Consider the following 7,679-nt stretch of genomic DNA (forward strand, 5'->3'; position numbering starts at 1 on the left):
TCATTTTAGTAGGACGACTAACAATGGCTTTAACACACCTTCAGCAATTAGAAGCTGAAAGTATCAAAATCATGCGCGAAGTTGCTGCTGAGTTTGAAAACCCGGTGATGCTTTACTCAATCGGTAAAGATTCATCAGTGTTATTACACTTAGCGCGTAAAGCATTTTATCCAGCAAAGATCCCATTTCCACTTTTACACGTTGATACCAACTGGAAGTTTAAGGAAATGATCGAGTTTCGTGACCGCCTAGCTAAAGAGTATGGCTTTGATTTAATCGTCCACAAAAACCCTGAAGGGTTAGAGATTGATATTAATCCATTTGTACACGGCTCGGCAAAGCACACTGACATCATGAAAACGCAAGGCTTAAAGCAAGCGTTAGATAAATACGGCTTTGATGCTGCGTTTGGTGGGGCACGTCGTGACGAAGAGAAGTCTCGTGCTAAAGAGCGTGTTTACTCATTCCGTGACAAACACCACAGATGGGATCCAAAAAACCAACGTCCAGAGCTTTGGAATACATATAACAGCCAAGTTAACCCGGGTGAAAGCATTCGTGTATTCCCGTTATCTAACTGGACTGAACTTGATATTTGGCAGTATATCTACCAAGAAAACATTGAAATGGTTCCACTTTACCTTGCTAAAGAACGCCCAGTCGTTGAGCGTAACGGCACGCTAATCATGGTTGATGACGAGCGTATGCCATTAGAAGAAGGCGAAGTACCACAAATGAAATCTGTCCGTTTCCGTACCCTTGGTTGTTACCCGCTGACAGGTGCTGTGGAATCAAATGCAGGAACCTTAACTGAAATTATTGAAGAAATGCTGCTTTCAACCTCTTCTGAGCGTGAAGGCCGCGTGATTGATCACGACTCTGCTGGTTCAATGGAAAAGAAAAAACGTGAGGGCTATTTCTAATGTCTAAAACAAACGACACGATTAATGAAGTAAGAGAGTTAGGTATCGACGCCTACCTTGCTCGCCAACAAGACAAAAGCCTTTTACGCATGCTGACCTGTGGTAGTGTGGATGATGGTAAATCAACGCTGATTGGCCGCCTTTTACACGACAGTCACCAAATTTATGAAGATCAACTTGCAGCCCTGCATAAAGACAATGAAAAAGTCGGTAATGCCGGTGAAGAGCTTGATTTAGCACTTCTTGTAGATGGTCTTCAAGCTGAACGTGAGCAAGGTATTACCATTGACGTTGCTTATCGTTACTTCTCAACAGCAAAACGTAAGTTCATTATTGCTGATACGCCAGGACATGAGCAGTACACGCGTAACATGGTAACCGGTGCATCAACCAGTGATGTGGCGATTATCTTAGTTGACGCTCGTTACGGCGTACAAGTACAAACTAAGCGTCATAGCTTTATCTGTGACTCACTAGGTATTAAGCAGTTTGTTGTTGCTATCAACAAGATGGATATCGTCGACTTCGATGAAACCGTATACGAAAAAATCAAAGCCGACTACCTTAAGTTTGCAGAGCAGCTAAACGTTACTAATATCAAGTTTGTGCCTATGTCAGCGCTTAAAGGTGACAACGTAGTTACACGCTCAGAGCACACACCTTACTACACTGATAAGCCACTGCTTGAGTTACTTGAAGACTCGCCAGCTGCAGAACTTGATAACGGTTTTGAAGCACGTCTTCCGGTGCAATATGTGGTACGCCCTAACCTAGACTTCCGCGGCTTCCAAGGTACTTTAACCTCTGGCAAGTTCAGCGTGGGTGATGCAGTAAAGGTTTTACCATCAAGTAAAAGCTCAAGTATCAAAGAGATTGTGACTTTCGATGGCAACTTAGATACCGCTGAAGCCGGTCAAGCAATCACTTTAACGTTAAACGACGAAATTGATATCAGTCGTGGCGATGTGATTGTACCAGCCGCTTCAAAAGCCGCTGTTACAAACCGTATTCAAGCTAAATTAGTATGGATGCATGAAGCACCGTTAGTATTAGGTAAAAGCTATAACTTTAAGTTAGGCAGCAAAAACACCTCGGCAGTGGTAAGAAAAATCGATCATACGATTGATGTAAATACCCTTGAGCATGGTCAAGCAGACTCATTACAACTGAACGAAATTGCTATTGTAACCTTAGAGCTTACAGAAACAATTTTGGCTGATGAGTACCACAACAACCATGAAACAGGTGCGTTTATCCTAATTGACCGCCTATCAAACCTAACCGTTGCGGCAGGTATGATTGAGCAATTACTTAGCACTGAAGAGCAACAAAGTAGCTTTAGCGACTTTGAAGTTGAATTTAATGCTTTAGTACGCAAGCACTTCCCTCATTGGCAAGCGCTTGATATAACTAAGCTTAAATAATCAATATTCGCCTGTTATAGGAAGTAAAAAGCATGTATCAACAGCTGGTATTAACAGGCATTATGCTGGTATTAGTGGGGTGCCTTTTTGGCACTCGACTAAAACCAGCATGGTTATTTGTCGGCGCCATTGGTATTAGTTATTTAGCAGGGCTGATAAGTCTTGAAGATATGCTTATTAACTATGCAAACCCTTCTTTAATTACCCTTATTCTACTTGTACTCGTTTCGATAGCTGTAGAAAAAACCACCTTAGTACAAAAACTTGCTCAATCTCTTTCGAAAGGCAGCCTGACAAGTTCGGTGACCAAGCTTGGTTTATCAACCGCCTTTTTATCATCATTTACCAATAATACTGCGGTAGTGGCATCACTGATTAGCTCGATAAAAGAAAGCCCGACACATTCACCGTCTAAGCTTTTATTGCCTTTATCGTACACTGCTATTTTAGGTGGCACTATCACCCTGATTGGTACTTCAACCAATTTAATTGTTAATGGCTTTGCCGTTGAAGCGGGCATGGAGCCACTTGGTTTTTTTGATTTTACTTTGATTGGTTTAGGCGCATTGAGCGTCGGCCTTATCACTATTTTAGTGATGCTTAGGTATTTACCAGATAACGGTAAAAATAACCAAGAAGTCGTCCCCTTTTACCTTGAAGGTAAAGTAGAAACCGGCTCAAAGCTAATTGGTAAAAGTGTTGAAGAAAATGGCCTTCGTGAATTAAAAGACTTGTTCTTAGCTGAAATTATTCGTGGTGATAAACGTATTTGCGCAGTTACGCCAAAACAAGTTATCAAAGAAGGTGACGTATTACTTTTTGTAGGTGATATAAAGTCTGTGCCTCTGCTTACCCGATTTGATGGCTTAAAAGTTGTTCACGACAAACATGAGAAAGATGTCGAGCACCTAGTTGAAGTCGTTGTTAGCCATTCTTCAAAATACATTGGTAAAACAATTAAAGAAGTTCGCTTTCGTGAACAATTTCATGCAGCCGTTATTGCTATTCGCCGCGGCCATGACCGTTTACAAGGCGGCTTAGGTAAAGTTCAATTGCAAGCCGGTGATTCATTGATCCTTGCGCCTGGCAAAGAGTTTTACTCGCTACCTAATTTAAAACGTGAGTTCGTTTATATATCAGGCCTTGATTTACAAACTCATTTAAAACCTAAGCAATCAAATATTGTGTTAGCAAGTTTTGCTGCCGTATTGGGGTTAAGTATTGTAGGCCTAGTACCATTAGTTAAGGGCCTACTCGTTCTTCTTATCGGTTTAATGCTAACAGGCACAATCAAGCTAAGTGAAGTAAAACGTCGTTTTCCGATTGAGTTACTCGCAGTAGTGGGGAGTGCTATTGGCCTTGCCAAACTCATGATAGGCACAGGCCTTGCCGGTGAAATTTCATCAGCCATGTTATACGTATTAGGTGATTTCGGGCCTTACGGGGCATTTATCGCAATATTTTTAATGACTGTTTTATTTACCGAACTCATTACCAATAATGCCGCTGCCGCGCTTTCATTTCCGGTAGCGTATGCACTCGCCGTTGGTTTTGATGTATCACCTTTGCCTTTTATTATGGCCGTCGCATTTGGTGCATCGGCTAGCTTCATTTCGCCATTTGGTTATCAAACTAACTTGATGGTTTACAGTGCGGGAAATTACCGCCTTAAAGATTACATTGCCATGGGCTTGCCTTTATCGATTATTTACTCGATTACAGTATTAATACTTATACCACTGGTATTCCCATTTCAATAACGAGAGTAAAGACAATGGATGAAAATATCGTTTGGCATAATTACGCTATTAGCAAATCACAGCGTAGTGAGCAAAAAAAACATAAGCCAACCATTCTATGGTTCACTGGCTTTTCAGGTTCAGGCAAAAGCACAGTTGCGAACGCACTAGAAAGCGCATTAAACCAGTTAGGCGTTCACACCTATCTACTCGATGGTGACAATGTTCGTCATGGCTTGTGCAAAGATCTTGGCTTTACTGATGAAGACCGCGTGGAAAACATTCGCCGTGTTGGTGAAACTGCAAAACTAATGGTCGATGCCGGTCTTGTGGTATTAACCGCATTTATTTCACCATTCCAAAGCGAACGCGATATGGTAAGAAACTTAGTAGAGGATGGTGAGTTTATTGAGGTATTTTTAGATACCCCGCTCGACGTGTGTGAGACCCGAGATCCTAAAGGGCTGTATAAAAAAGCGCGAGCAGGTGAAATTAAGCACTTCACTGGTATCGACTCAGACTATCAAATCCCTACATCGCCAGAAATTAAAATCGATACTAGCAAAAACACCCTAGACCAATCGGTGCAAGAGCTGGTAGCGTATTTAAAACAACAGCAAATTATAGGTTAAGTCATGAATCAAACGGAACTGCTAGAAGAAATCTTACTCCTCGCACGCCAAGCCGGTAGCGCAATAATGGGGATTTACGAAAAGGACTTTAATGTTGAGTACAAAGCTGATGAAAGCCCAGTGACCGACGCCGACCTAGCAGCTCACAAAGTGATTGTGAATGGCTTACAACATATTACCCCTGATGTACCAATTCTAAGCGAAGAAAGCGCTGATATTAGCTGGGATATTCGTCAAACTTGGCACCGCTACTGGTTAGTAGACCCAATTGATGGCACCAAAGAGTTCATTAAAAAAAATGGCGAGTTTACAGTAAACATTGCCTTGATAGAAAAAGGTAAACCGGTATTAGCGGTTGTTGATGCACCAGCATTAGGTGTGTCGTATATTGCTGCAGAAGCAATTGGTGCCTTCAAAGATAAAGGTGATGAGCGTATCGAACTTAAGGTAACTCGTAAGCCAAATAAAGGGCTTATCCGTGTTGTCGGCAGTCGTTCACACCCTTCTCCAGATTTAGCTGAATTCGTAAAACAGTTTGAAGATGTAGAAATGGTTTCAAAGGGCAGCTCGCTAAAACTTTGTCTGGTTGCCGAAGGTAGTGCAGATATATACCCACGCCTTGGCCCAACCTGTGAGTGGGATACCGGAGCTGGCCATGCGATTGCCGAAATAGCAGGTGCAACGGTTAGCAAACTCGATGGCAGCCCACTACTGTATAACAGTAAAGAAGAGTATCTGAATCCGTATTTTGTCGTATCGGCATTACAGAACTAAAAGCGTTCCGTTAAATATCGTAGCCTGGGTAGAGCGTAGCGAAACCCAGCATCTATCCTTTCATCTTAACTCTAGCCCCTTTAATACTCCTTATTTTACAATCAGTTTAACCTAGCCAATAAGCCTTTGTTCCTATAGTATTTTGCTCTCTCAAACTATTAAAGGAATAACCATGACGACTGTTGAAAAAGCAATTGAAGCCGGCTACGAGGCCCAAATTAGCGCACTATATAAAGCCCTTTCACAAGGAGTGCTTGCCGCTAATGGTGATGAAAGTGAAATCAGTGCAGCTGAGGCACGTTTTAAGAAAGGTTTAGCATTTGCCGCAGACATTAAAGCTCGCGCACTTGCAGCAGCAGAATAAATACCACAACAGGGCTTTATAAATAAGCCCTGCCACCTTCCTTTGTAAGTCTCTCCTTACAGCATAGTTATCTAAATACAACGCTAAAACATGCATTCTTAATCGCTTTTCTATATGCTGCGCGACAATTATTATTCTAATAGTGGAGTGCTAATGAACACACATCAAGATGCTATGCCGTATGATGCATCGACAACAAGTAGTAACTCAAAATGGAACCTTCATGACACCCAATGGGTGTTAAGTTTATTTGGCACCGCAGTTGGTGCAGGGATCTTATTCTTACCAATTAATATCGGTATCGGCGGATTTTGGCCTTTGATTATCATGGCATGCCTTGCCTTTCCGATGACCTACTTAGCTCACAGAGGTTTAGCCCGATTTGTTTTATCATCAAAAAAGCCTGAAGCGGATTTTACCGATGTTGTAGAAGAACACTTTGGCATTAATGCAGGGCGCTTAATATCTTTACTGTATTTTCTCTCTATCTTCCCTATCTTACTTATTTATGGTGTTGGATTAACCAATACTGTCGATAGCTTTATCGTTAATCAATTAGGTATGGAATCTCCACCACGCGTACTGTTATCTGGTGTGCTCGTTGGCGGTATGATTAGCTTAATGCTAGGTGGCGAAGCATTGATGTTACGTGCTTTTGCAATCCTTGTTTATCCGCTTGTCGCAATCTTGTTTTTCTTATCGATTTACTTGATCCCAAGCTGGCAAATGCCAGATGTATCAGTCCCTGAGTTTTCAGGCTTCATGAAAACACTTTGGTTATCAATACCTATCATCGTATTCTCATTTAGCCACGCAGCTGCGATATCAAGCTTTGTACATGTACAGCGTGCTCACTATGGCAACAATGCTAAAATGAAATCAGAAGCAATTCTAAAGCGCACCAGCTTATTATTAATTGTGTTTGTTTTACTGTTTGTATTCTCGTGTGTGCTGTCACTATCTACTGAGCAAATGGTACAAGCAAAAGCTGATAACGTGTCTATCTTGTCATTCCTTGCCAATATCACTGATAACTCGTTTATTGCGACCTTAGGGCCATTAGTTGCCTTTATTGCGATTACCTCTTCGTTCTTAGGTCACTTCTTAGGTGCCCGTGAAAGCTTCAACGGCCTTGTTAGTAAGCAAGCCCATATGAACCCTAAACTCGTCGATAAGATTGGCACTGTTATGATGTTCTCCGCTATTTGGTATTGCTCAGTGATCAACCCAAGTATTTTAGACATGATGGATCAGCTATCAGGCCCTATCATCGCCATGATCCTTTTCATCATGCCGATGATTGCCGTTTATAAAGTACCTAGCTTACACAAATACAGAAACCGCTTAAGCACACTGTTCGTATTAACAGTTGGCTCTCTAGCCGTATTTGCGCTTATCTACAGCATGATTAAGTAATCTCATCATTGCTAGATATAGAAGCCCAGCCGGGAAACCGGCTGGGCTTTTTTGTCCCTTAGATGTGAGAGTGAAGTTAGCGAGAGTAAAGTTAGCGAGGGGAAAGTTGAAAGAGTAAAGTTTGGAAGTCTGGCGTAGGTTGGCTAATGCGAAGCGAAACCCAACACAGAGCTATCAGCTTTCAGCCGTCAGCGTTCAGCCGCGCGGTGTGGGTGATTGTTGCTGCGTCTTCCTCTGGCTCTAGGCTCTAGGCTCTAGGCAAAGTGTACTTGTAGGAATGACTTTAGCCGTGAATGTGTTTGTTCTGGTCTAGATTCGGCACTGAAGTGCCTTATATGGACTCCTCCTATTGCACAATACCCTTCGTTAATTTTGTCAGACTGCGTGCTTATATGCGGGCTCATAAT

The 7,679-nt window shown here is 42.1% G+C and carries 7 protein-coding genes; all 7 read left to right on the top strand.

Going from position 1 to position 7,679, the window contains the following annotated elements; genetic code table 11:
* The first annotated feature begins 23 nt into the window (after nt 1-23).
* The 7 genes from cysD (at nt 24) to HUS62_RS19710 (ending at nt 7,272) form a co-directional block, all read left to right on the top strand.
* On the top strand, nt 24-923 hold the full coding sequence (cysD, locus tag HUS62_RS19680; protein ID WP_054564008.1) for a sulfate adenylyltransferase subunit CysD: 900 nt from the start codon (nt 24-26) through the stop codon (nt 921-923).
* Nucleotides 923-2,347, top strand: coding sequence for a sulfate adenylyltransferase subunit CysN (cysN, locus tag HUS62_RS19685; RefSeq protein ID WP_175080878.1), 1,425 nt, complete (start codon nt 923-925; stop codon nt 2,345-2,347). The genes cysD and cysN overlap by 1 nt, the downstream gene beginning before the upstream one ends.
* A gap of 32 nt (nt 2,348-2,379) precedes the next feature.
* The gene (locus tag HUS62_RS19690) at nt 2,380-4,107 is read left to right on the top strand and encodes an SLC13 family permease (protein WP_130166129.1); all 1,728 of its coding nucleotides are present in this window, start codon (nt 2,380-2,382) and stop codon (nt 4,105-4,107) included.
* Between the two features lie 14 nt (nt 4,108-4,121).
* Nucleotides 4,122-4,718 (top strand): adenylyl-sulfate kinase, encoded by a 597-nt coding sequence (gene cysC, locus HUS62_RS19695; RefSeq protein ID WP_058586654.1) that lies wholly within the window; start codon nt 4,122-4,124, stop codon nt 4,716-4,718.
* Nucleotides 4,719-4,721: 3 nt separating this feature from the next.
* Entirely contained in the window at nt 4,722-5,492 is a 771-nt protein-coding gene (gene cysQ / locus HUS62_RS19700; protein WP_175080879.1) for a 3'(2'),5'-bisphosphate nucleotidase CysQ, read from the top strand.
* A gap of 172 nt (nt 5,493-5,664) precedes the next feature.
* Entirely contained in the window at nt 5,665-5,856 is a 192-nt protein-coding gene (locus tag HUS62_RS19705) for a hypothetical protein (protein WP_175080880.1), read from the top strand.
* 153 nt (nt 5,857-6,009) lie between these two features.
* Complete coding sequence (locus tag HUS62_RS19710; RefSeq protein WP_175080881.1) at nt 6,010-7,272, top strand: aromatic amino acid transport family protein; 1,263 nt, start codon at nt 6,010-6,012, stop codon at nt 7,270-7,272.
* Nucleotides 7,273-7,679 lie beyond the last annotated feature (407 nt).

Origin of the sequence: Pseudoalteromonas sp. 0303 (assembly GCF_013349995.1) — a bacterium.
Lineage (GTDB): Bacteria > Pseudomonadota > Gammaproteobacteria > Enterobacterales > Alteromonadaceae > Pseudoalteromonas.